Source organism: Kitasatospora sp. NPDC059599, from assembly GCF_042735125.1.
Classification (GTDB): domain Bacteria; phylum Actinomycetota; class Actinomycetes; order Streptomycetales; family Streptomycetaceae; genus Kitasatospora.
In genome coordinates, this window is the sequence record NZ_JBHWCL010000128.1 from 1 (window position 1) to 20,958 (window position 20,958).

The 20,958-nt window shown below is 71.9% G+C and carries 21 protein-coding genes and 1 riboswitch; of the genes, 6 read left to right on the plus strand and 15 right to left on the minus strand.

The window, feature by feature from the left end; genetic code table 11:
• The first annotated feature begins 167 nt into the window (after positions 1-167).
• Together ACFV04_RS32985 and ACFV04_RS32990 are read left to right on the plus strand one after the other, a co-directional pair.
• Positions 168-1,253: an SIS domain-containing protein gene (locus tag ACFV04_RS32985; RefSeq protein ID WP_380347486.1), complete on the plus strand. Its 1,086-nt coding sequence runs from the start codon at positions 168-170 to the stop codon at positions 1,251-1,253.
• Positions 1,254-1,741: 488 nt separating this feature from the next.
• On the plus strand, positions 1,742-3,262 hold the full coding sequence (locus tag ACFV04_RS32990) for a PAS domain-containing sensor histidine kinase (protein ID WP_360259426.1): 1,521 nt from the start codon (positions 1,742-1,744) through the stop codon (positions 3,260-3,262).
• Between the two features lie 591 nt (positions 3,263-3,853).
• Here ACFV04_RS32990 and ACFV04_RS32995 read toward each other — a convergent pair.
• Both ACFV04_RS32995 and ACFV04_RS33000 read right to left on the minus strand, forming a co-directional pair.
• Positions 3,854-4,105 (minus strand): WhiB family transcriptional regulator, encoded by a 252-nt coding sequence (locus ACFV04_RS32995; RefSeq protein ID WP_014138019.1) that lies wholly within the window; start codon positions 4,103-4,105, stop codon positions 3,854-3,856.
• Positions 4,106-4,469: 364 nt separating this feature from the next.
• Positions 4,470-5,441 carry a diacylglycerol kinase family protein gene (locus ACFV04_RS33000; RefSeq protein ID WP_360259424.1) on the minus strand — a complete coding sequence of 324 codons (972 nt, stop codon included), beginning with the start codon at positions 5,439-5,441 and terminating at the stop codon, positions 4,470-4,472.
• A gap of 50 nt (positions 5,442-5,491) precedes the next feature.
• Between ACFV04_RS33000 and ACFV04_RS33005 the strand changes: the two genes are divergently transcribed.
• The gene (locus ACFV04_RS33005) at positions 5,492-5,920 is read left to right on the plus strand and encodes a hypothetical protein (RefSeq protein ID WP_380347487.1); all 429 of its coding nucleotides are present in this window, start codon (positions 5,492-5,494) and stop codon (positions 5,918-5,920) included.
• A gap of 57 nt (positions 5,921-5,977) precedes the next feature.
• Here the strand turns inward: ACFV04_RS33005 and ACFV04_RS33010 are convergent, their stop codons facing one another.
• From ACFV04_RS33010 to sodN, 8 genes are all read right to left on the minus strand, one after another.
• Positions 5,978-6,985: an RNA polymerase sigma factor SigF gene (locus ACFV04_RS33010; protein ID WP_380347488.1), complete on the minus strand. Its 1,008-nt coding sequence runs from the start codon at positions 6,983-6,985 to the stop codon at positions 5,978-5,980.
• A gap of 183 nt (positions 6,986-7,168) precedes the next feature.
• Complete coding sequence (locus ACFV04_RS33015) at positions 7,169-7,579, minus strand: anti-sigma regulatory factor (protein ID WP_360259417.1); 411 nt, start codon at positions 7,577-7,579, stop codon at positions 7,169-7,171.
• Between the two features lie 193 nt (positions 7,580-7,772).
• Complete coding sequence (locus tag ACFV04_RS33020) at positions 7,773-8,246, minus strand: GNAT family N-acetyltransferase (RefSeq protein WP_380347489.1); 474 nt, start codon at positions 8,244-8,246, stop codon at positions 7,773-7,775.
• 10 nt (positions 8,247-8,256) lie between these two features.
• Positions 8,257-8,640 carry a nuclear transport factor 2 family protein gene (locus ACFV04_RS33025; protein WP_380347490.1) on the minus strand — a complete coding sequence of 128 codons (384 nt, stop codon included), beginning with the start codon at positions 8,638-8,640 and terminating at the stop codon, positions 8,257-8,259.
• An 88-nt stretch (positions 8,641-8,728) separates the two neighbouring features.
• Positions 8,729-9,721, minus strand: a complete 993-nt coding sequence (locus ACFV04_RS33030; RefSeq protein ID WP_380347491.1) for an ABC transporter substrate-binding protein — start codon at positions 9,719-9,721, stop codon at positions 8,729-8,731.
• Positions 9,722-9,739: 18 nt separating this feature from the next.
• Positions 9,740-10,660, minus strand: a complete 921-nt coding sequence (locus ACFV04_RS33035) for an ABC transporter ATP-binding protein (protein WP_380534527.1) — start codon at positions 10,658-10,660, stop codon at positions 9,740-9,742.
• Positions 10,657-11,736 carry a FecCD family ABC transporter permease gene (locus ACFV04_RS33040; RefSeq protein WP_380347493.1) on the minus strand — a complete coding sequence of 360 codons (1,080 nt, stop codon included), beginning with the start codon at positions 11,734-11,736 and terminating at the stop codon, positions 10,657-10,659. Before ACFV04_RS33040 ends, ACFV04_RS33035 begins: the two co-directional genes overlap by 4 nt.
• A gap of 92 nt (positions 11,737-11,828) precedes the next feature.
• Positions 11,829-11,977, minus strand: a riboswitch (cobalamin riboswitch).
• Positions 11,978-12,064: 87 nt separating this feature from the next.
• Positions 12,065-12,460 (minus strand): superoxide dismutase, Ni, encoded by a 396-nt coding sequence (gene sodN, locus ACFV04_RS33045; RefSeq protein WP_350628137.1) that lies wholly within the window; start codon positions 12,458-12,460, stop codon positions 12,065-12,067.
• 258 nt (positions 12,461-12,718) lie between these two features.
• Between sodN and sodX the strand changes: the two genes are divergently transcribed.
• Positions 12,719-13,081 (plus strand): nickel-type superoxide dismutase maturation protease, encoded by a 363-nt coding sequence (gene sodX, locus ACFV04_RS33050; RefSeq protein ID WP_380347511.1) that lies wholly within the window; start codon positions 12,719-12,721, stop codon positions 13,079-13,081.
• A gap of 148 nt (positions 13,082-13,229) precedes the next feature.
• On the opposite strand, the gene ACFV04_RS33055 is transcribed toward sodX, so the two are convergent.
• The 5 genes from ACFV04_RS33055 to ACFV04_RS33075 all read right to left on the minus strand — a co-directional run bounded on the left by ACFV04_RS33055 (position 13,230) and on the right by ACFV04_RS33075 (position 18,035).
• Positions 13,230-13,817 carry a CGNR zinc finger domain-containing protein gene (locus tag ACFV04_RS33055; RefSeq protein ID WP_380347494.1) on the minus strand — a complete coding sequence of 196 codons (588 nt, stop codon included), beginning with the start codon at positions 13,815-13,817 and terminating at the stop codon, positions 13,230-13,232.
• A 127-nt stretch (positions 13,818-13,944) separates the two neighbouring features.
• A complete protein-coding gene (locus ACFV04_RS33060; RefSeq protein WP_380347512.1) occupies positions 13,945-14,697 on the minus strand; it encodes an amino acid ABC transporter ATP-binding protein in 753 nt (250 codons plus the stop codon).
• 44 nt (positions 14,698-14,741) lie between these two features.
• Positions 14,742-15,716, minus strand: coding sequence for an amino acid ABC transporter permease (locus tag ACFV04_RS33065; RefSeq protein WP_380347495.1), 975 nt, complete (start codon positions 15,714-15,716; stop codon positions 14,742-14,744).
• Between the two features lie 34 nt (positions 15,717-15,750).
• A complete protein-coding gene (locus ACFV04_RS33070; protein WP_380347496.1) occupies positions 15,751-16,689 on the minus strand; it encodes an ABC transporter substrate-binding protein in 939 nt (312 codons plus the stop codon).
• A 416-nt stretch (positions 16,690-17,105) separates the two neighbouring features.
• On the minus strand, positions 17,106-18,035 hold the full coding sequence (locus ACFV04_RS33075) for an ABC transporter substrate-binding protein (RefSeq protein ID WP_380534530.1): 930 nt from the start codon (positions 18,033-18,035) through the stop codon (positions 17,106-17,108).
• 587 nt (positions 18,036-18,622) lie between these two features.
• On the opposite strand from ACFV04_RS33075, the gene ACFV04_RS33080 reads away from it, so the two are divergent.
• Both ACFV04_RS33080 and ACFV04_RS33085 read left to right on the plus strand, forming a co-directional pair.
• Positions 18,623-19,816, plus strand: coding sequence for an NADP-dependent malic enzyme (locus ACFV04_RS33080; protein ID WP_380534532.1), 1,194 nt, complete (start codon positions 18,623-18,625; stop codon positions 19,814-19,816).
• A 127-nt stretch (positions 19,817-19,943) separates the two neighbouring features.
• The gene (locus ACFV04_RS33085) at positions 19,944-20,906 is read left to right on the plus strand and encodes a zinc-binding dehydrogenase (RefSeq protein ID WP_380534534.1); all 963 of its coding nucleotides are present in this window, start codon (positions 19,944-19,946) and stop codon (positions 20,904-20,906) included.
• Positions 20,907-20,958: the final 52 nt, after the last annotated feature.

The window sequence follows — 20,958 nt, forward strand, 5'->3', positions numbered from 1 at the left end:
GTCCCCGGCTCCGGGGAGCGGCGGACGGAGGTGCTCCGGCCGGGGCGCGCCCGTAGTAATGCGGGGCACGAAGGAACCGCAGCGAGTGTGCGGACTCGCCGCCGTAGAGGTCCCCGTCGGGCAGCCGCCCGGGCGGGGTCGAACCATCTCATCGGAGGCAGACCCAGATGTCCGACCCGCAGACTGTTTCCGTCCCCGGCCGGATCATGGCGGCGGAGATGGCCGAGCAGCCGGCCGTCCTGCGGCGCATCCTCGACGAGGGTGCCCCGAAGATCCGCGGGATCGCGGCGGAGATCGCCGCCCGCAAGCCGCGCTTCGTCCTGCTCACCGCACGCGGCACGTCCGACAACGCCGCGCTGTACGCCAAGTACCTGATCGAGATCCTGCTCGGCAAGCCGGCCGGCCTGACCTCGATGTCGACCACGACCGCGTACGGCGCCACGCAGGACCTCACCGACGTCCTGGCGATCACCGTCAGCCAGTCCGGCGGCTCGCCGGACCTGGTGGCCTCGACCAAGGCCGCCCGCGAGGCCGGTGCGATCACCCTCGCGGTCACCAACAACGCCGCCTCGCCGCTGGCCGAGGTCTCCGAGTTCCACATCGACGTGCTGGCCGGCCCGGAGAAGGCGCTGCCTGCCACCAAGACCTACACCGCCGAACTGCTCGCGCTCTACCTGCTGGTCGAGGGCCTCGCGGCGGCATGGGGGCGCCCCCTGCCGAAGGCCGGGGGAGGCTCGGCGGCGGAGGACCTGCCGGCCCTGGCCGCGGGCGTGCTGTCCCGGCAGGCCGAGGTGCGGGCGCTGGCCGAGCGCTACCGCTTCGCCCAGCGCCTGGTCATCACCTCGCGCGGCTACGGCTACCCGACCGCCCGGGAGGCGGCGCTGAAGCTGATGGAGACCACCTACATCCCGGCCAGCCCGTTCTCCGGCGCGGACCTGCTGCACGGTCCGCTGGCCATGGTGGACAACGTCTCGCCGGTCATCGCGATCGTCCCGGACGGCAAGGGCGGCGAGGCCCTGCAGCCCGTCCTGGACCGGCTGCGCGGCCGCGGCGCGGACCTGGTGGTGATCGGCCAGCGGGCACAGGTGGAGGCCGCCTCGGCGGGCTTCGCGCTGCCGGCCGGCGTGCCCGAGGAGGTGCAGCCGATCCTGGAGATCCTGCCGTTGCAGCAGTTGGCGTACGAGGTCACCATCGCCCGCGGCCAGGACCCGGACGCCCCGCGCGCGCTGGCCAAGGTCACCGAGACGCGGTAGCCCGGTCGTCTGCGGCCCGGACGCGGACCGGCCCCCGTCCACCGCCTGTGGACGGGGGCCGGTCCTGTGAGCGGCGCGCGATGGTCGGGGGGGCCGGGCGGGGCCGGGAAGCACTACGGGCCACGGCGCCGACACGGGACCCTCAACCCATGCGGCACCGCAGCCCGGAGCTGTCGTCGGGCACCGGGGCGATCAAGGACTGTGCGGGGTCCTCGTTCGGCGGCGTCCGACCGAGGAAAGGCCGCGCGCGGTCAGGGCAGTTGCGCGGGGGCCTCTCCTTGGTGCCCTTTCATTGTGGACTAGACCAATCTCGGTTGTCCAGGTCTCTCGAAAAAATTGGTCTAAACAACTCCCGGCGACCGGTCCGTGCCCGGAAGCGCCCCCGCGGCTCCCGACCGCACCCCCCGCCGCCCCCCGACCGCACCCCCCGCCGGCCCGCCCGTCGGTCCGCCGCGCCCCGCCCGGACCGGCGGCGATACCCTCGCCATGTGCCCTCGTTGAACGAACTCGTCCGCCGCCACACCACCCTCACCGGGGCCGACGTGGAATGGCTCCACATGCTGGTCTCGGAGTGGCAGCTGCTCTCCGACCTCTCCTTCGCCGACCTGGTGCTGTGGATCCCCACCTGGGACGGCATCCGCTACGTCTCCGTGGCGCAGATGCGACCCAACACCGGGCCGACCTCCTACCAGGACGACATGGTCGGCCACCTCGTCCCGCGCGGCCGCCGCCCGCTGCTGGACGCCGCCTTCGACGAGGGCCGGATCGTGCGCGAGGGCGACCCGGAGTGGCGCGAGGAGGTCCCGGTCCGGGTCGAGTCGATCCCGGTCCGGCGCGAGGGCAAGGTGCTCGGGGTGATCGCCCGCAACACCAACCTGCTGACCGTCCGCACCCCCAGCCGGCTGGAGCTCACCTACCTGCAGAGCGCCTCGGACCTGGCCCAGATGATCGCGGCCGGCAGCTTCCCCTTCCCGGGCATCGAGCAGGTCGACATGGACGCCGCCCCCCGGGTCGGCGACGGCCTGATCCGCCTGGACGCGGACGGTGTCGTCACCTACGCCAGCCCCAACGCGCTCTCCGCCTACCACCGCCTGGGCCTCACCACCGACCTGGTCGGCAGCCACCTCGGCCGCACCACCGCGGACCTCGCCCCGCCGTCGCGGGCCGCCGTCCACGAGGCGCTGGTGAAGGTGGCCAGCGGCTGGGCGCCCCGGCAGACCGAGGTGGAGGCGCAGGGGGGAGTGGTGACCGTCCGGGCGATCCCGCTCAAGCCCAAGGGCACCCTGACCGGCTCGCTGGTGCTCTGCCGCGACGTCACCGAGCTGCGCCGCCGCGACCGCGAGCTGATGACGAAGGACGCCACCATCCGGGAGATCCACCACCGGGTGAAGAACAACCTGCAGACCGTCGCGGCCCTGCTGCGGCTGCAGTCGCGCCGGATGGAGTCGGAGTCCGGGCGGGCCGCGCTCGACGAGGCGGTGCGCCGGGTCGGCTCGATCGCGATCGTGCACGAGACGCTCTCCCAGGCGCTGGACGAGCAGGTCGCCTTCGACGAGATCGCCGACCGGGTGCTGGCGATGGCGATGGAGCTGTCCCAGGACGGGCGGGTGGCGACCCGCCGCAGCGGCAGCTTCGGCATCCTGTCCGCCGAGGTGGCCACCCCGCTGTCGATGGTGCTGACCGAGCTGCTGCAGAACGCCCTGGAACACGCGTTCGGCCCGACGGCCTCCGGGAACCTGGAGATCAGCGCGCTGCGCGGCCGGGCCCCGGCGACGGGAATGGGCTGGTCGGACAGCTGGAACGGCGGCGCCCGCCCGGAGGAGTACCTGCTGATCACGGTGCAGGACGACGGCCGCGGCATGCCGGAGGGGTTCGACCCGCAGACGGCGGGGAACCTCGGGCTCCAGATCGTCCGGACACTGGCCACCGGGGAGCTCGGCGGCACCTTCGACATGGTGGCCGGCCCGAACGGCGGTACGAAGGTGGTCCTGGAGATCCCGGTCCGCTGAGTTCCGGTCCGCTGAGCTCCGGTCCGCTCTGAGATTCTGCTGAGAATTCGTTGCGCGAGGGCGCGCGGCAGGGGCGCGCGTTCGGCGGAAGCGCTGGGTGAACACTCCATGCGCCTGACGCGACCGAGGCCGAACGTGGAAGCAGGGGGGGCGCGGCCGGCGCGTGGGAGGCAGCGCAGAGGGGTGCGGCGGAGTGTGCCGAGGCGCGGCGGGAGACGGCGCGGCGCGGCGGCGGAACGCGGCAGCAGGGCGCGGAAACAGAAACGAGGCCCTGTCGACCGGGGGGGGGTGGGTCGACAGGGCCTCTCAACCCGTTCCGGCCGTCGGGGGGAGTCGGCCGGAACGGGGGCTCTGGGTGGTGCGACACCTCGCCGGTGCGTTGCACACGGTGAGCGCCTCAGCTCCACGATATTGCTCTAAGTGAACAGTATCAAGTGGCTGGACGGGTCCGGTGTCGCGGGACCGAGCGGAGCAAGGTCCTTTGTGCGGAAGGCTTCACCAGGAGGTGCAGGGAAGCCTTTGATCATGTGTTGATCGGTTGTTGATCGGTACTGCGGTCACTGCTGGTGCTACGCCGTGTGATCAGCGCGATCAGGCGGTGCGGGCGCGGTTGCGGGCAGCGCGGCGCTTCATCGCACGACGCTCGTCCTCGCTCATGCCGCCCCAGACGCCGGCGTCCTGGCCGGTCTCCAGAGCCCACTGGAGGCACTGCTCCATGACCGGACAACGGCGGCACACGGCCTTGGCTTCCTCGATCTGCAGCAGAGCAGGACCGGTGTTCCCGATCGGGAAGAACAGCTCCGGGTCCTCTTCGCGGCAGACAGCGCGGTGGCGCCAGTCCATGGTCGTCCAACTCCTCCTGCCGACGGGGGTGGCCCGACGGCACAATCGATGGCTTGTGAATGTGAACGCTTTCACGAATCCCGCAACAGCAAAAGAGACCAAAGGCCTACCGGGCCCGGGTGGTCTGTGCTAGGGGGGATTCGGCGATTCGAGGGGCACTCCGCGGTCGGCGCTCCGTCTCCGGAGTTGCCGTCGCTGCGATGTGTCCCGATCGCCATGTAGAGGTTCGCAAACCTCGGGCTCGGATACAACCCCCTTCGGGGAGGAATTTTTGATTCTTCGGTGTCGCCTAGCTCACAGCCAGTACTTCTATGGAGTGAAGGGGGCTTGTGCGTTCGAGAAGAAGGGCGAACCCCCTTTCCGGTCACACAATCACACGCAGTGCCCGCCGTACGCCTGTGAAACTGACGCGACTCCTGTCTCCAAGATGGTCGCCGTCGACCTGGAACGGGGCCGGTTCCTCTGAAACCAAGGTGAAGTGTCTGACGTCGTGATAGGAGACGACGTGCTTCCCGGACGGGCCGGCGGGCGGCGTCCCGTCGCCCGAAGGCCCGTGCGACCGCAGGATCTGACGGATCGTTCGAGCAGTACCGAACGCCGTCATCCGGGTGATCCCGAAGACGTCGAGGTCCGTGTCGAAGGAGGCGAGCGGTGAGGGGTAGACCGGGCGGTTGCCGAGGAACGTCCACGGCGAGGTGTTGCTGACTATCGACAGGACCAGGCCCGGAACGGCCTCGCGGCCCGGAACCTCAAGGGAGACCGGGCCCGAGCGGCGCTGCTCACGCTGGGTGAAGTAGTGCCGGACCGCCTCGCGGACGTAGAGGGCGTGGGTCGACTTGCGCCCGGTCCGGCGCTGCTCCTCGACCCGGCCGACCACCCCGGCGTCGAAGCCCAGGCCGGCGGTGAAGGTGAACCAGCGGTCCGGCAGCCCCTCGGTCATCGCCTTGCCGAGCCCGATCGGGCGCTCCTGCTTGCGCTCCAGCGCGTGCAACAGCGCGCCGGTGGCCTCCACCGGGTCGTTGGGCAGGCCGAGCGCGCGGGCGAACACGTTGGTCGAACCGCCCGGCACCACGGCCAGTCGCGGGACCTTGTCGCCCGGGCCGTGCGCCAGCAGCCCGTTCACCACCTCGTTGACGGTGCCGTCGCCGCCCAGCGCCACCACCAGGTCGACCGTGCCGTCCTCCGCCGCCTGGCGGGCCAGGTCGCGCGCGTGGCCCCGGTACTGCGTCTCGGCCACGTCGAGCTTGAGATCGCTGCGCAGGGCGTGGATCAGGACGTCCCTGGTCCGGCCACTGGTGGTGGTGGCCTTGTGGTTCACGACCAGGAGAGCGCGCATGGGGAAAGCCTACGGGTCGGTACGCACCAACCGGCGGCTACCCTGCTGGAGTGACCGCAGAAACCTCCGCACCCGCACCCGCGGCCGGCTCCGGCCGTCCGGCGTCCCTGACCCTGGGCGCCGCCATCACCGCCCTGGAGGGCGCCGCGCTGGCCGTCGTCGGCGTCTGGGACATGGTGGCCGCGCTGTCCGGCCAGTCCAAGCAGCTCGCCCTGAACGAGTTCGGCGGCGCGGTCATCGTGCTGCTCGGCGTGCTGCCGGTCCTGGCCGCCGGCGCGCTGCTGAAGGAGCGCCGCTGGGGCCGCAGCCCGGCGGTGCTGACCAACTCGATCTGCCTGCCGGTCGCCTACTACATGGTCCAGAGCGGCGGGGCGATGATCGCCGTCGGCGTGCTGGTCGGCCTGCTCGGGCTGGTGGGCATCGGTTCGCTGCTGACCCCGAAGTCGACGGCGGTCCTGTACGCCCCGTCCGAGGACTGAGCGCGCAGGACCGCCGGGGTCCGACGGCCGCCCGGCTGAGCTGAGCGGCCGTCAGTCCTACTCCTCCACCAGGAGCTTCTCCCGCAGCTGGGCCAGCGTCCGGGCGAGCAGCCGGGACACGTGCATCTGGGAGATCCCCACCTCGGCGGCGATCTGCGACTGGGTCATGTTCCGGAAGAACCGCAGCACCAGGATCTTCTGCTCCCGGGGCGGCAGTTGGGCCAGCAGCGGCTTCAGCGACTCGCGGTACTCGACGCCCTCCAGCGCCTCGTCGGTGGCGCCCAGGGTGTCCGCGACGGCCGGCGACTCGTCGTCGCTGTCCGGCACGTCCAGGGACAGCGTGGAGTACGCGTTGGCGGACTCCAGGCCCTCCAGGACGTCCTCCTCGGAGATCCCCAGGTGCTCGGCCAGCTCGTGCACCGTGGGGGAGCGGCCGTGCCGCTGGGAGAGCTCGCTGGTCGCCGTGGTGAGCGACAGCCGCAGCTCCTGCAGGCGGCGCGGGACGCGCACCGCCCAGCCCTTGTCGCGGAAGTGCCGCTTGATCTCGCCGACGATGGTCGGCGTCGCGTAGGTGGAGAACTCGACCCCGCGCTCGTGGTCGAAGCGGTCCACCGACTTGATCAGTCCGATGGTGGCGACCTGGGTGAGGTCGTCCAGCGGCTCGCCCCGGTTGCGGAAGCGCCGGGCCAGGTGCTCGACCAGCGGGATGTGCATCCGCACCAGCTGGTTGCGCAGCTCGACCCGCTCCGGCGAGCCCTCGGGCAGCGCCGACAGGCGGACGAACAGCGCGCGGGCGGCCTCCCGGTCCGGGGCGCCGCTGCGGTGCGCGCCCTGGGTGGGCACGGCGCCGTGCAGCTCCGCCTCGGCCGTCTCCTCCGCCCGGTCCGCCCGGTCCGGCGGGGGTACGGAGTCGGGCGTCGGCTCGGACGTCGGCTCGGTCGGGTGGCTCATCCGGTGGGCGTCCTTCGGGTGCGCTTCGTCGTTGGCGGCGAGGCCGGGAACGCTCGCCTGGGTCGGTACGGCAGGTCCCGCCGTCGCGAGGCCGGTACGGTCCAGATCACTCACGGCCATTCCCCCGTTCCGTTCCGGGAGCACCGGGGCCGGCGGCCCCGGAATCGTCTCGTTGGTCGTACCGCCCCGGGGGCGGTACCGGGAGCCGCCCGCCGGCCCCGGAGGGGGTGCGGCGGACGGCCCTTGCGCGGGTGCTGCTCGGTGCTGCACATCCGTGACGTGCGTTCGGCCGCCCGGTCAGTGGGCGGTGGAACCGCCGCGCTTCTTGTGCAGGCTGATCGACACGGTCTTGTCCTCGGCGACCGAGGAGTCGACCTCGCCGGCCAGCGCGGAGAGCACGGTCCAGGCGAAGGTGTCCCGCTCGGGGGCCTTGCCGTCCGTGGTCGGGGCGGAGACGGTGACCTTGAGCGAGTCGCCGACCAGGCGGAACTCGCAGGACAGGACGGAGCCCGGCACCGCCTGCTGGAGCAGGATGGCGCAGGCCTCGTCGACCGCGATCCGCAGGTCCTCGATCTCGTCGAGGGTGAAGTCCAACCGGGCCGCCAACCCGGCCGTCGCTGTTCGCAGCACGGAGAGGTAGGCCCCCGCTGCGGGGAGCCGGACCTCCACGAAATCCTGAACACCGAGATCGCTGTCGATCTGGGACACCCTTGCCTCCTGGGTGACGCGCCTTGCTTGCTTGGTACCCCGCTTGTTACCCCTGCTTGCCGCCCCTCAAAGGGGGCACCGGGATTGCGGATCCGCCATCGCTCTGCCCTACCGCATCCCGGTTCGGGAGTTACTGATGGTAAGGCATTGCGACGCAGGGTGGCAGACCCTTTCCCGGACTCCTCCGGTCCGCTCAGCGGCTGCCGGCGGCGGCGAGGGCCTCGTCGGTGAGCCGGTACACGGTCCACTCGTCCATCGGCACCGCGCCGATCGACTTGTAGAAGTCGATCGAGGGCTGGTTCCAGTCCAGCACCGACCACTCCACCCGGGAGTAGCCGCGCTCCACGGCGATCCGGGCGAGCTCCAGCAGCAGCGCCTTGCCGTGGCCGCCGCCGCGGGCCTCCGGTCGGACGTACAGGTCCTCCAGGTAGATCCCGTGGGTGCCGCGCCAGGTCGAGAAGTTGCGGAACCAGAGCGCGAAACCGACCGGCCGGCCGGCCGCATCCTCGGCGATCAGGCCGAACACCGCGGGCTCGGCGCCGAACAGCGCCCCGTGCAGCTGCTCCTCGGTGGCCACCGCCTCGTGCGGGGCCTTCTCGTACTCCGCGAGTTCACGGATCATGGCGTGGATGACGGGAACGTCGGTGGCGACGGCGGTGCGGATCATGTCTGCGAGCCTACTGCTCGGGCCCCGTCTCGTCCCAGGCCTGGATGGAGGTCTGGTCGACGATCCGCCCGTCCCGCAGGTCGGCCATCGAGGCCATCAGGACCCGGACGCCGTCGGGGTAGCGGCAGGACTCCAGGAAGGCGACGTGGTCGTCCTGGACGACCACCTGCTCCAGCTTGTGGGTCATCTCGCGGCCGTAGATGTCGCCCAGCATGGCGCCGATCTCCTCCCGCCCGTGCATCACCAGGGGGTGGCTGGGCTGGGTCTTGCGGTCGACCATGCGCAGTTCGGCGTCCTCCGCGTAGAGCGCCAGGAGGGCCTCGGCGTCGCAGCGCTCGATGCCCTCGCGCAGCGCGCGGGTGTCGAAGGCGGCGGGGGCCGCCATGGTGGTCATGATCTCGCTCCTCCGGTCGGGGTCCGTCGGCTCGTACTCCGAGCGTACGCCCGGCGCCGCCGGCCGGAGGAGCGGTCGGTCCCGACCGTCAGCGGGCCGGCACGGTGCGCAGGTAGTCGGCGAGGGCCTCGATCGCGGCCGGGTTGCGCGGGCTCTCCACCAGGTCGACGTAGTCCAGGACGAAGATCCGGTCGTTCCTGATCGCGGAGACGCCGGCCAGCGGCGGGAAGGACTTGAGGAACCTCCGCTTCTCCTCGGCGTCCGGGGTCGCGTAGTCGTTGATCACGATCACCTCGGGGTCGCGCTGCACCACGCTCTCCCAGCCGGCGGTGACCCAGGTGTCGGCGAGGTCGCCCATGATGTTGGTCCCGCCGGCGTTCGCGATGATCCGGTGCGCGGCGGCGAACTTCCCGGCGGTGTACGGCTTGTCCTGCCCGCTGTCGTACAGGAAGACGGACGGGCGGCGCTCGGGCTGCGGGACGGCGGCGATCCGGGCCCTGGAGTCGGCGATCAGCCGGTCGGCGCGGTCCTTGACGTCGAAGATCTCGCCGAGGTTGGCCAGGTCGGTGTAGAGCGCGTCCAGCGGGTCCATCACGCCGCGCTCGCCGCCCCTGCCGCTGCGGCAGGACTCGCTGAGCACGTACGAGTCGACGCCGAGGGCCTTGAACGCCTGCGGGGTGACGCCGCTGCCCTCGTCGAAGCCGTAGTGCCAGCCGGCCAGGACCAGGTCGGCCCGTGCGTCCAGGGCGATCTCCTTGGTGAGCGTCTTCTTGGAGAGCCACGCGGTCTGCTGGTAGCCGTCCTTCCAGGGCACCCGGTCGACCTTGCCCTTGTCGTCGGGCATGACGTAGCCGGCCATCCGGTCGGCGAGGCCGAGGGAGAGCATCAGCTCGGTGATGTTGACGTCGTTGGTGACCGCCCGGGCCGGCTTCTGCGCGAAGGTCAGCTTGTCGCCGCAGTTCTCGACGGTCACCGGGTAGTGGGCGGAGCCGGTGGCGGCCTCCTTCGGGGCGATCTGCGCGCCGCAGGCGGTGAGCCCGAGGGCGAGCAGGGCGGTGGTGGCAACGGCCTTGGTGCGCACGGTGGTTCCTTCGGTGGTTCAGGCTCCGGGGGAGCGGTCGGAGCGGTCGGAGCGGTCGGGGCGGTCGAGGCGGTCGAACAGCAGCTGGACGGCGCCGGTCTCCGGATGCCGGACCGGGGTCGCCCGGACGCCGAACACCCCGGCCAGCAGGGTGGGCGTGAGCACCTCGACGGGCGGCCCGGAGGCGACGATCCGGCCGGCCCGCAGCACGTACAGCAGGTCGCAGTGGCCCGCCGCCAGGTTGAGGTCGTGCAGCGCGGTGAGCACCGTCGGTCCGGCCTCGCGGGCCAGCGCCAGGACCTCCAACTGGTGGGCGATGTCCAGGTGGTTGGTGGGCTCGTCGAGCACCAGCAGGCGCGGCTCCTGGACCAGCGCGCGGGCGAACAGCACCCGCTGCTTCTCGCCCCCGGACAGGCTCAGGAAGCCCCGTCCGGCGAGGTGGTCCGCCCGGACCCTGCGCAGGGCCCCGGCGCAGCGCTCCCGGTCCGCGTCGGTCGGGGCGCCGAACCCGCGCCGGTGCGGCAGCCGGCCCATGGCGACCACCTCGGCGACGGTGAAGTCGAACTCGGCGGAGTGCTCCTGGGTCAGCGCGGCCACCCGTCGGGCGGTCGCGCGCGCGGAGAGCGCGTACAGGTCGTCGCCGTCCAGCCGGACGGCGCCGCCGGCCGGCTTCAGCACCCGGTAGACGCAGCGCAGCAGGGTCGACTTGCCGCTGCCGTTCGGGCCGACGAGGCCGACCACCTGCCCGGCGGCCGCCGCCAGGCTCACCTCGTGGACCAGCCGGGTGCCGGCCAGTTCCACCGAGACGGCTTCGACGGCGAGGTCCTGGGCCCGCGCCCGGCCGGCGGTCTCCGTCCGGCCGGCGGTCCCGGTCGGGTCGGCGGGGCCGGCGGGATGGGCGGGATCGGGCATCCGGGGCACCCCGTTCGAGTCGGTCACCGTCGGCCTCCGAAGGCGTGGCCGCGCCGGCGCATCATCAGCAGGAAGGCGGGCACGCCGAGCACGGCGGTGAACACCCCCACGGGCAGTTCGGCGGGCGCCAGCAGGGTGCGGGAGGCGATGTCCACCCAGACCAGCAGCAGCGCGCCGGCGAGCGGTGCGACCAGCAGCACCCGGCGGTGCGCGGCGCCGACCAGCATCCGTGCCAGGTGCGGCACCAGCAGTCCGACGAAGCCGATCGCCCCGCTGACCGCGACCACCGTGCCGGTGACGGCGGCGGTCACCACGAACAGCTCGCGCCGCAGCCGGTCCGGGTCCACGCCGAGCGAGGCGGAGGTCTCGTCCCCCATGGCGAGCCCGTCGAGCCGGCCGGCGGCGCAGCCGAGGTAGGTCAGCCCGGCCAGCACGGTGCAGCCGGCGATCGGCACCGAGCCCCAGGTGGCGCCGCCGAGGCTGCCGAGCAGCCACATCATGGCGTCCCGGGCGGCTTCGCCGCGGTCCGCGGCGAAGACCATCAGGGTGGTGGCGGCGGAGAAGCCGTAGGAGAGCGCCGTGCCGGTGAGCACCAGTCGCAGCGGGGTGAGCCCGTACGCGGTGCGGGCGGCGAGGTAGACCAGCGCCATCGCGACCAGCGCGGAGCCGAAGGCGGAGGCGGAGACCGCCCACGCCCCGAGCGAGGCGAAGGCGCCGAACAGCAGGACGGCGTTGGCGCCGACGGCCGCGCCGGAGGAGATGCCGAGGACGAACGGGTCGGCGAGCGCGTTGCGCACCAGCGCCTGGACGGCGACGCCGGTCGCGGCGAGTCCGGCGCCGACCACGGCGGCCAGCACGGTGCGGGGCAGCCGGATCTCCCAGACGATCGCGTACGCGGCCGCCTCGTCGGCGTCCAGCCGACCGCCCGTCAGACCGGCGGTCAGCAGCCGCAGCACGCGGGGCAGTGCGATGCCGGAGGACCCGAACGCCACCCCGCAGACCAGTGAGAGCAGCAGCGCGGCGGCGAGGCCGACGGCGAGTGGGACGGCGGGTATTCGGCGGACGGGCGGGCCGACCGCACGGGTCGTGGGTGCGCGGTTCACGGGTGCGCCTTGCCTCGGGCCGCGGGTGTGCCGGGGCGGGCGCGGGCCGCGGGCGTGCCGGGGCGCCGTTCCCCTCGCAGTCCGCGGCGAGTTGTCGGGAGGTCAGCGACCGGGGGCGATCGGGCTGGCGCGGCCGCACCGCTGGTGCGGGCCGTGCTCACCGTTGCGGGTCAGCGCCGGATTCACACCGGACTTCCCCCTCGGACGCCCTGGCAGCATAACAGTCACTCAGGGCAGGCAACCCTTACCGGGTCGGTCCGGGCGTGGACGCACGACCGCCCCCGTCCGGCGGTGCGGACGGGGGCGGTCGGGTGGCGACGCGTCAGGCTCAGGCCTGCTTGGTCTCCCAGAAGATCTTGTCGACCTCGGCGATCAGGTCCAGCAGGGCCTGGCCGGTGGCCGGGTCGGTGGACGCCTTGGCGGCCGAGGCGGCCTTCAGGGTGTCGTTGATCAGCTGGTGCAGCTGCGGGTACTTCTCGAAGTGCGGGGCCTTGAAGTAGTCGCTCCACAGCACCGAGATGTGGTGCTTGACGGCCTCGGCGCGCTGCTCCTTGATGATGACGGCGCGGGCCCGGAAGTGCGGGTCCTCGTTGGCCTGGTACTTCTCCTGGGTGGCCTTGACGGACTCGGCCTCGATCCGGGCCTGCGCCGGGTCGTACACGCCACAGGGCAGGTCACAGTGGGCGTGAGCGGTGGCACGCGGTGCAAACAGACGAGAGAACATGGGAGTCCTTCCTTAGATCGTCTTCCCGCGCCCGAGATTACCCTTCCGCCCTCGTGGTTTCGCGATCGGGCGGTGGGCCTAGGGCAAAAGGCGGACCCGGAACCGGGGTATTCCGGACATCGAACAGGTGACGCTCCGTACGGCAGACTGGGGGCCGGCGGCGCGGGAGGAGGAGTCGTGGCACGGAGCACGGAACCGGGGGGACGGGACCGGGGCGGCGCGCTGCCGTTGGGGCTGGTCGACGTGGCGGGCCGGTCGATGGTCCCGACCCTGCACGAGGGCGACCGCCTGCTGGTCCGCTACGGCGCGCCGATCCGGCCGGGGGCCGTGGTGCTCTTCCGGCACCCCTTCCAGCAGGACCTGCTGGTGGTGAAGCGGGCCGCCGAGCGCCGGTCCGGGGGCTGGTGGCTGCTGTCGGACAACCGCCCGGTGGACAGCGACAGCCGCAGCTACGGCGCGGTCCCGGACGACCTGGTGCTCGGCCGGGTGCTGCTGCGGCTGCGCCCGAGCCCGGCCTGGCTGGCGCCGGGCCGCCGGCTGGAGCGGCTGCTGCTCTCCCCGCGGCTGGCCCGGGTGCCGGGCCTGGCCCGGCGCCTCGGCGTCTGGGTGGAGGAGGTCTGATCCCGGGCGGCCGCCCGCCCGGTTGCGCCCCGTCGCCCGGTTGCGCCCCGTCGCCCGGTTACGCCCCGCCGCCCGGTTGCGCCCCGTCGCCCGGTTGCGCCCCGCCGCCCGGTTGCGCCCCGCCGCCCGGTTGCGCCCCGTCGCCCGGTTACGCCCCGCCGCCCAGTGCGGCCTCCGCCTCCTGGCGCTTGCGGGCCCGGTAGGCGGCCACGTTGGCCCGGGTCGCGCAGCGGTCCGAGCAGTAGCGCCGGGAGCGGTTGGTCGAGGTGTCCAGGTAGGCGTTGCGGCAGGGCGCGGCCTGGCAGATGCCCAGCCGGTCGGCGCCCAACTCGGTGAGGTGGACGGCCAGGCCCATGCAGGCGACCGCGCTGAAGTGCGCGGTGGCGGTCGGCGAGTTGTCGGCCAGGTGCAGGTGCCAGCGCGGCCGTCCGGCGTCGTCCAGGTGGTCGTGCCCGGAGATCAGCGGGCTGACGGGGTACTCCATCAGCAGGCTGTTCAGCAGGTCGACCCCCCGGGTCTCGTCCCCTTCGGCGGCGGCTTCGAAGACCCCGCGCAGCCGGGTCCGCACCGCCCGCAGCCGGGGCAGGTCGGACTCGTCGGCGAGCGCGGCGGCCCGCGACGAGTCGGAGAACAGGGCGCGCACCGCGTCCACGGAGGTCAGCGTGTCGGTGCCGCGCTCGGGCTCCTCGGTGTTCACCAGTCGAACGGCGAGATCGGCGTACGAGGCGAGCTCCACGGCGGTCCTTCCAGAAAATCGGTAACGGGCTGACTGCTTCCAGCCTATTACCCGTGCGGTGCCCCAACGACTCGGGCGAGCATCGGCGCCCGGCAGGAGCTGCCAGCCGGGCGCCGACGGTGACGGTTCAGAGCACCTTGGACAGGAAGGCCTTGGTGCGTTCGTGCTGCGGGTCGGTGAGGACGTCACGGGGGTTGCCGGACTCGACCACCACGCCGCCGTCCATGAACACCAGCGCGTCGCCGACCTCGCGGGCGAAGCCCATCTCGTGGGTGACGACGATCATCGTCATCCCCTCCTCGGCCAGCCCGCGCATGACGTCCAGCACCTCGCCGACGAGCTCCGGGTCGAGCGCCGAGGTGGGCTCGTCGAAGAGCATCAGCTTGGGCTTCATGGCCAGCGCGCGGGCGATCGCCACGCGCTGCTGCTGGCCGCCGGAGAGCTGGGAGGGGTAGCTCTTCGCCTTGTCGGCGAGCCCGACCCGCTCCAGCAGGGCCATGCCGCGCTCGCGCGCGTCGGCCTTGGACTCGCCCTTCACCTGGATCGGAGCCTCGGTGATGTTCTCTATGGCGGTCATGTGCGGGAACAGGTTGAAGCGCTGGAAGACCATGCCGATGTCACGCCGCTTGAGCGCGACCTCGCGGTCCCGGAGCTCGTAGAGCTTGTCGCCCTTGCGCCGGTAGCCGACCAGCTCGCCGTCCACGGAGAGCAGCCCGCCGTTGATCTTCTCCAGGTGGTTGATGCACCGCAGGAAGGTCGACTTGCCGGAGCCGGACGGGCCGATCAGGCAGAACACCTCGCGCGGCTTGACCTCCAGGTCGATGCCCTTGAGCACCTCGACCAGGCCGAACGACTTGCGCACGCCCTCGGCCTTGACCATCGGCTCGCCCGGGACGGTGTCCCCAGGGGTTTTGGTCAGATCGGTCACAGGTGACCACCTCCCTCGAGCCCCGGAACGACGTCGTGCTCCGCCTTCGGGGTCGGCTTGCCGCGGAAGAGGCCGCGCAACCGCTGCATCGGGGTCGGCGGCAGCGTCCTGCTGGTACCCCGAGCGTAGTACCGCTCGACGTAGTACTGCCCGATGGTCAGCACGGAGGTCAGGAACAGGTACCAGAGGCTGACGGTGACCAGCAGCGGGATGGTCTGGAAGGTGCGCGAGTAGATGTTCTGCCCGGCCCGGAACAGCTCCTCCAGCGCGATGACGCTGACCAGCGAGGTGGTCTTGAGCATCGAGATGGTCTCGTTGCCGGTCGGCGGGATGATCACCCGCATGGCCTGCGGGAGGATGATCCGGCGCATGGTCGCGAAGCGGCTCATGCCGAGCGCGTGCGCCGCCTCGGTCTGCCCCTCGTCCACCGACTGGATGCCGCCGCGGACGATCTCCGCCATGTACGCGGCCTCGTTGAGGCCGAGGCCGAGCAGCGCCGCGGTGAAGACCGGGATGAGCGTGTTGGTCGACTCGGACCAGAACGCCGGGCCGAACGGGATGCCGATCGACAGCTTGGGCCACAGCGCGCCCATGAAGTTCCAGAAGACCAGCTGGACCAGCACGGGGGTGCCGCGGAAGACCCAGATGTAGAACCACGCGGTGCCGGACAGCAGGGGGTTCGGGGACAGTCGCATCACCGCGAGGATGATGCCGCCGGCCACGCCCATGAGCATGGACAGCGCGGTGAGCTCCAGGGTCACACCGAGGCCGTGCAGGATGCTGGAATCGAAGAGGTAGGTGTTGACGACGTCCCACTGGAAGGCGGGATTGAAGATCAGGGCGTGGAGCAGCATCGCCGCGAGGACCGCGACGACCACGGCTCCCGCCCACCGGCCGGGGTGGCGGACCGGGACGGCCTTGAGGGTTTCGGGCCGTCCCGCGTGCGCCGTCCCCTGATCGGAATGGTTCACAGTGGCCTCAGAGGGGTGGGTGACTGGCGAAGGGTCAGCTGGTGGCGCCGTTGATCTGGGACTGGGTGATCGCGCCCGCCTGGACGCCCCACTTGTCGAGGATCTGCTTGTAGGTGCCGTCGTCCATCAGCGACTGGACGGCCGCCTGGACGGGCTGGGCCAGCGCCGAGCCCTTGGCCAGGGCGATGCCGTAGGGCGCCTTGCCCTCGACCGTGCCGATCTGCTCCAGCTGGCCGTTGGTCTGCTTGATCGCGTAGTCGATGACCGGGGAGTCGGCCAGCATGACCTGGTCGCGTCCGGAGACCACGGCCTGGGTCACGTCGGTCTGCAGGTCGAACTTGTCGCCGTCGTTGGGCACCGGGGGCTTGCCGGCCTTGACGCACGCCGGGTTGATGACGTCCTTGATCTGGTCGGCCTGGGTGGTGCCGGTCTGGACGGCGACCTTCTTGCCGCAGAGGTCGTTGGGGTCGATCTTGTCCGGGTTGCCCTTCTTCACCGCCGCGCTGGTGCCCGCGGTGAAGTAGGTCACCATGTCGACCGTGGCCTCGCGCTCCTTGTTGTCGGTCAGGGAGCTCATGGCCAGCTGGAACTTGTTCGCCTGGATGCCCGGGATGATCGCGGTGAACGGCGAGTTCTGGACCTCGACCGGGACGCCCAGCTTCTGGCCGATGGCATTGGCCAGGTCCACGTCCATGCCGATGATCTTGTTCGAGGCGTCCTGGTACTCGTTGGGCGCGTACGAGGCGTCGGAGGCCACGACGATCTTGCCGGCCGACTTGACGTCGGCCGGCACCTGGGCGGCCAGGGTCGGATCGGCGGCGACCGCCTTGATCGTCGCGGACGGGTTCACGCCGGTGGCGGCTGCGGAGCCCGAGGAGGACTTGCTGCTGCTGCAACCGGTCAGCGCGAGGGAGACGGAGACGGCGGCGACACCGGCAGCGAGGAGGCGGTTGCGCTTGGTACGGGCGGTCATGAGGGGGATCTCCTCCTGGGAGAGAAGGTCGGGCGGACGCGCCGCGGGAGCGGCGCACCGGGGGTGCGAGCCGTACGGCGCCGTACGGGTGTGCGTCGTACGTACGTCGTCGTACGGGCAAGCCGGGTTTTGCAGTGCCTGGACGCTGGGATCGCCCAGGGTTGTACGAGGTACTGCTGCCGCCACCCTCCGCCGAGGTGGACGTCGACCGAACCGCCTCGACCAGTGGCCGGCTCGATCCGAGATGGGGGGAATCCTGCCATCTGATGACGGTCAGGTGGCCCTCATCCAGATCAAAATCGGATAACGAGGGGTCACACTGTCCGCTATTCGGACCAATTCCGGGCCCCTGTCACCCTGCGCATAAGTATGCGGATCCCTCTGTCGCTGCGCCCGGAGGCCCGCCGCCCGCCCGCTCAAATGCCCCCGTTGACCACGGCGTTCTGCGCCGCGCCGGCGCTGACGTTCCACTTGGCGAGGATCTTGTCGTAGTCGCCGCTGCGGATCAGCTGGTCGACCGCCTTGGCCACCGCGTCGCGCAGGTCGGTGTCGGTCTTGCGCACCGCTATCCCGTACGGGTTGGAGGTGGACTGCGCGCCGGTCAGCTCGAAGCGGCCGGCGCCGTCGGCGCCCTTCGCCGCGTAGGCGGCCACCGGGTAGTCGTTCAGCCCGGCCGCGGCCGTACCGGCGGCGACCTCGGCCAGCGCCTTGGCGTCGCTGTCCAGCTTGTGCGCGGTCAGCTGGCGGCCCGAGCGGGCGCAGACCGCCACCTGGCGGGTCGCGATCTCGTCCTGGGTGGTGCCCTGCTGCACCGCGATGGTCTTGCCGCACAGGTCGTCCAGGGTCTTGATCCCCTTGGGGTTGCCCTTCGGGACGACGATCGAGGTGCCGGCGATGAAGTAGTCCACGAAGTCCACGCCGGGGGTGGTCTGCTTGCCGCTGTCGTCCAGGCCGTCGCGGCGCTGGCGGGTGTCGCTGAGCGCCGACATCGCCACGTCGTACTGCTTGCCCTGCAGGTTCGGCATCAGCTTGTCGAACGTGGTGTCCACGAACTCGATCCGCACGTCGAGGATCTTGCCCAGGGCGGTGGCCAGGTCCGGGTCGAGGCCGGTCGGCTTGCCGTCCTGGCCGCGGAACTCCACCGGGGCGTAGTTGACGTCCATGCCGATGCGGAGCACCCCGGCCGAGCGCTGGGCCTTCGGCAGCTTGTCGCGGACCTCCTTGACCGGGTCGGCAGCGGCGGCGGTCTGCCCGCTGCTTCCGCAACCGGTGAGCAGCAGGGCGCCTGCGGTGGCCAGGACGGCGCCGGCCAGGGCAGGGCGGGGGAGGGGGAGGGGGTGAGGCATGAGGGCTGCTCCTGTGGGAGGGACGTGCGGTCGCCACGGCGTCGCGGTGGTGTACGCGAAATGGCGGACAAGCGATCCTGCCATCCCGGCCTGCCGGGCCCGGCGGCGGGTGTGTCAGAATTCGGTACCGGGTGACCCCCGAACGCTCGAACCAGACCGCCGGGCCCCGACAGGCCCGGGGTGCTCGGGAACGGAAGTCCTTACGCGGCTCCGTATCCGGAGTGCCGAATCCCCCATGCGTCTGCGTTCACTCCTGCGGGTGCGCGTGCGCTCATGCCGTTGCCGCCGCCGGAGCCCGGCGCTTCCGACGCCGGGCCCCTGGGACGCGACAGCGCGGCGATGAACCGCACGTGACGAGGACGAAAAGGCATAGGTGCGATGCCTTTGTCCGACCTAGGCTCAGCCCGGTAGCACTAACGCGGACAACACAAGACCCCATAAAAACCCTCATCCGAGGGCGCCGCCCGACGGCAGCGCCCCGACCCCGCCCCCGGGTCCGCTTCGGCGTACCCGGTTTCCGGTTTCCGGGCGGGTCGCCCTGCCCGTCGGTCGCGCGTCCTCGCCAGATCAATGACGAAGAGGTCATCGTGGCAGCGGAGATCATCAGCAGCACCCAGGACACCGACGATCCGGTCGACGCGGTTTTCGCGCTCCACCGCGGCGGCAAGATGGAGATCCGGGCGACCGTCCCGGTGCGTGACGCGGACGACCTGTCCCTCGCCTACACGCCCGGTGTCGCCCGCGTCTGCACGGCCATCGCCGAGCAGCCGGAGCTGGTCAACGACTACACCTGGAAGTCCAACACCGTCGCGGTGGTCACCGACGGCACCGCGGTGCTGGGCCTCGGTGACATCGGCCCGCAGGCCTCGCTGCCCGTGATGGAGGGCAAGGCCATCCTGTTCAAGCAGTTCGGCGGCGTGGACGCGGTGCCGATCGCGCTCGCCTGCACCGGCGTCGACGAGATCGTCGAGACCGTGGTCCGGCTGGCGCCCTCCTTCGGCGGTGTCAACCTGGAGGACATCTCCGCCCCCCGCTGCTTCGAGATCGAGCGCCGGCTCCAGGAGGCCCTGGACATCCCGGTCTTCCACGACGACCAGCACGGCACCGCGATCGTCACCACCGCCGCCCTGTGGAACGCGGCCAAGGTGACCGGCCGGGAGATCGGCTCGCTGCGGGCCGTGATCTCCGGCGCCGGCGCGGCCGGCATCGCCATCGCCAAGATGCTGGTGGCGGCCGGCATCGGTGACGTCGCGGTCTGCGACCGCAAGGGCGTGGTGTACGAGGGCCGCGGCGACCTCACCGACGTCAAGGCCGAGATCGCGGCGCTGACCAACCGCACGGGCGTCAAGGGCTCGCTGGCCGAGGCGCTGGCCGGCGCCGACGTGTTCATCGGCGTCTCCGGCGGCACCGTGCCGGAGGAGGTCGTCGCGACCATGGCCGAGGGCGCGTACGTCTTCGCGATGGCCAACCCCACCCCGGAGATCCACCCCGAGGTCGCGCACAAGTACGCGGCGGTCGTGGCCACCGGCCGCAGCGACTTCCCGAACCAGATCAACAACGTGCTGGCCTTCCCGGGCATCTTCGCCGGGGCCCTGCAGGTCCGGGCCAGCCGGATCACCGAGGGCATGAAGCTGGCCGCCGCCAAGGCACTGGCCGGCGTGGTCGCCGACGAGCTGACGCCGCAGAAGGTCATCCCCTCGCCGTTCGACGAGCGGGTCGCCCCGGCGGTCACCAAGGCCGTCGCCGAGGCCGCCCGCGCCGAGGGCGTGGCCCGGATCTGACGATCCGGTCGTCCGGTCGGGTCCCCAGGGGCCGGCCGGACCGCCGGCCGGACGGCCCGGGGCCGGGACGCGCGTCACACCCACGCGTGGTTCCCGGCCCCGGGCCGTCGCCGCTATCGTCCGGATCATGTTTGCTGCCTACGCCGCACGTATCGATGCCGACGACCCGCTCAGCGGACTGGAGTTGGGCGAGCTCCCCGAGCCGCAGGCCCGCCCCGGGTGGAGCGTGGTCACGGTCAAGGCCGCCAGCCTCAACCACCACGACCTGTGGTCGCTGCGCGGGGTCGGCCTGCCGGCCGAGAAGCTGCCGATGATCCTCGGGTGCGACGCGGCGGGCGTCGACGAGAACGGCGACGAGGTGGTCATCCACTCGGTGATCGGCCAGAGCGGCCACGGAGTGGGCCCGAACGAGCCGCGCTCGATCCTGACCGAGCGCTACCAGGGCACCTTCGCCCAGCAGGTCGCGGTACCCACCTGGAACCTGCTGCCCAAGCCCGCCGAGCTGAGCTTCGAGGAGGCCGCCTGCCTGCCCACCGCCTGGTTGACGGCCTACCGGATGCTGTTCACCAACGCCGGCGTCAAGCCCGGTGACACCGTCCTGGTGCAGGGGGCGGGCGGCGGTGTGGCGACCGCGCTGATCGTCCTCGGCAAGGCGGCCGGCCTGCGGGTCTGGGTCACCGGCCGGGACGAGGCCAAGCGCCACCGGGCGGTGGAGCTCGGCGCCGACGCGGCCTTCGAGAGCGGCGCCCGGCTGCCCGCGCGGGTGGACGCGGTGATGGAGACGGTCGGCGCCGCGACCTGGTCGCACTCGGTGAAGTCGCTGCGCCCGGGCGGCACCATCGTCATCTCGGGTGCCACCTCCGGCCCCGACCCGAAGGCCGCCGAACTGAACCGGATCTTCTTCCTGGAGCTCAAGGTGGTCGGCTCGACCATGGGCACCAAGGAGGAACTGGCCGGGCTGCTCGCACTCTGCGCCAACACCGGCGTCCGTCCGGTGATCGACTCGGTGCTGCCGCTGGGCGAGGCCCGGGACGGCTTCGCCCGGCTCGCCAAGGGCGACGTCTTCGGCAAGATCGTCCTCAACCCCTGACGCGAGAGGGGCCCGGGGGGGCCCCCGGGCGGCCCCGGCCCCGATACAACCG